The sequence below is a fragment of the Saccharomonospora halophila 8 genome, assembly GCF_000383775.1.
Lineage (GTDB): Bacteria > Actinomycetota > Actinomycetes > Mycobacteriales > Pseudonocardiaceae > Saccharomonospora > Saccharomonospora halophila.
Genome location: NZ_KB912513.1, coordinates 4,009 through 6,806 on the forward strand (window position 1 = coordinate 4,009; position 2,798 = coordinate 6,806).

The window sequence follows — 2,798 nt, forward strand, 5'->3', positions numbered from 1 at the left end:
GGCGGTGTTGCTGGCGCTGCCGCGGGCCGGGCCGGCGGTGACCCGGTGGGTCTGGGTCGCCGCCACCGCGGTGGAGGCCGCCCTGGTCGGGTGGTTGTGGGCGGACTTCGCGCCCGGGGCGAACGGGTTCGCCCACGAGGTCGACCGCCGCTGGATCCCGAGCGTCGACTCCGGCTACCACATCGGGGTGGACGGCGTGAGCCTGCCGCTGGTCGCGATGACCACCGTGCTGTTTTTGGCGTGTGCGGTCCACTCCCTGCGGCACACCGACCGGATGCGGACCTTCGCCGTGCTGTTCCTGCTGCTGGAGACGGTCTCGGTGGGGCTGTTCGTGGCGCTGGATCTGATCCTGTTCTTCGTCTTCTTCGACCTGTCGATCGTGCTGATGTACTTCGTGATCGCCGGGTGGGGGCACCGCGGCGCGGCACGGGCGGCGCAGCTGTTCTTCCTCTACACCTTCCTCGGATCGCTGGCGCTGCTGTTGGGCTTTCTCGGCCTCTACGTGGCCGCCGAGCCGCACACCTTCGACATCGTGCGGCTGACCGAACAGGACCCGCTCGCCGGCCGGTCGACGTTCGGCGCGCTGGTGCTGCTGGCGATCCTGCTCGGGCTGGCGGTCAAGACCCCGGCGGTGCCGGTGCACACCTGGCTGCCCCCCGCGCACACGGAGGCCCCGTCCGCGGGATCGGCGATCCTGGCGGGGGTGCTGCTGAAGATGGGCACCTACGGGTTCGTCCGGATCGCGATGCCCGTGCTGCCCGACGCCTGGCGGGACTTCGCACCCGCGATCGTGGTGCTCGGCGTGCTGAGCGTGCTCTACGGCGCCCTCGTCGCGCTCGGCCAGCGCGACTTCAAGCGGATGGTCGCCTACACCTCGGTCAACCACATGGGCTACATCCTGCTCGCCGTCGGGGCCGCCGGGCTGCTCGCGACCGGCCGGGAGCAGGCCCACACCCTGGCCGTCACCGGGGCGGTGACCCAGATGGTGGCGCACGGTCTGATCACCGGGTCGCTGTTCCTGCTGTCCGGGGTGCTCTACGACCGGGGCCACAGTTACCGGATGGACGCCTACGGCGGTCTCGCGGCCCACGCGCCGCGATTCGCCGGGCTCACCGCACTGGCGGTGTTCGCGTCGCTGGGGCTGCCCGGGTTCGCCGGGTTCATCGCCGAGTTCCAGATCTTCACCGGCGCGCTGGTCGCCGTGCCGGTGGCCGTCGGGTTCGCGGTCCTGGGCATCCTGCTCACGGCCGCGTTGTTCGTGCGTGCCTACCAGCGTCTCTTCCTCGGCCCGCCCCGGCGGGCCGACGGGCCGACCCCGCACGACCTCACGGCGGTCGAGGCGGGCTCGATCGTGCCGCTGATGGCGTTGGCGGTGCTGATCGGCGTGTTCCCGCGCCCGCTGCTGGACGTCATCGAACCCGCCGCCCGTGCCCTCGGCCCACTGCTGGGCCGCTGAGGTGGTGTGGTGATGTCGGACGCTCTCGCGCGCATCCTGCCGGAACTGCTGCTCACCGCGGCCGCCGTGGGAGGGCTGCTGTCGGGCTCGTTCCTGCCCCGCCACCGGCAATGGCCGGTGCGCGCGCTCGCGGCGACGACGTGCCTGGCCGCGCTCGGGGCCACCCTCCTCGGTTGGCCCCCGGCCGCCGGTGTCACCGTGTTCGAGGGCACCTACACGGTGGACCCGGCCACCGGTACGGCCCGGGTGGTCGTGCTGGTCTCGGTGCTGCTCGTGCTGGGGCTGTCCGGGGCGTCGGTCCGGGACGCGGCCCGGGAGACCGAGTTCGTCGTGCTGGTGCTGCTGGCCGCGCTCGGTGCGGTGCTGCTGGCCGGTGCCGACGACCTGCTGCTGCTGGCCGCCGCGTATCTGCTGGCGAGCATCCCGCTCTACGCGCTGACCGGATTCGCCGACGACGCGCCCGGCACCGAGGCGGCACTGAAGTACTATCTGATGGGCGCGCTCGTCGGTGTCACCATGCTGGTGGGGGTGACCGTCCTGTTCGGACTCGGCGGCGCCACCGGGTATTCCGCCCTGGCGGGTACCCTGCCCGGGGCGTCGGCGGCGGTGACCGCGGTGGCGGCGCTGTTGCTGCTGGCCGGACCGCTGTTCAAGGCCGGGGCGGTGCCGGTGCAGTTCTGGGTCCCCGACGTCACCGAGGGCGCCCGCACCCCGGTGGCCGCGCTGGTGACGACGGTGCCGAAGATCGGTGCCGTGCTGGCGGTGCACCGCTTCGCCGCGACCGTGCTGGATCCGACCCCGCTCGACTGGCGGGTACTGGTGGCGGTCCTGGCGGGGCTGACCATGACACTGGGCAATCTCGCGGCGTTCTTCCAGGACGACGTCCGGCGTCTGCTGGCGTACTCGACGATCAGCCAGGTCGGGTACCTCCTGATGGCCGTGACCGCCGCGGGGCGGTCGGATCTGGCGCTGCCGGCTCTGCTGCTGTACCTGGCCGCCTACGCGGTCACCAACCTCGGCGCGTTCGCGGTCGTGGCGGCACTGCCCCGCCTGCGCACGCTCGCGGACTTCCGCGGCCTGTTCCGGCACCGCCCCGCCGTCGCGGTGGCGTTGACGGTGTGCCTGCTCGGTCTGGTCGGCACCCCACCGACGGCGGTGTTCGCGGGCAAACTGGTCGTGTTCACGGCGGCGTTCGCGGCCGGGTTCGGCTGGCTGGTCGCGGTGGCGGTGGTCAACACCGTCGCCAGTCTCTTCTACTACCTGCGCTGGATCGCGCCCATGCTGCGCACCGACACCGCGGCCCGGCCGGACGACGGGTGGGCCGCGGGCGCGGCGCGCACCG

The 2,798-nt window shown here is 72.7% G+C and carries 2 protein-coding genes; both read left to right on the plus strand.

Features of this window, described 5'->3' with window-relative positions; genetic code table 11:
- Window positions 1-4: 4 nt before the first annotated feature.
- Entirely contained in the window at window positions 5-1,456 is a 1,452-nt protein-coding gene (locus SACHA_RS0107295) for a complex I subunit 4 family protein (protein WP_019808390.1), read from the plus strand.
- 12 nt (window positions 1,457-1,468) lie between these two features.
- On the plus strand, window positions 1,469-2,798 hold a 1,330-nt coding region (locus SACHA_RS0107300), incomplete at its 3' end, for an NADH-quinone oxidoreductase subunit N (RefSeq protein ID WP_028662966.1).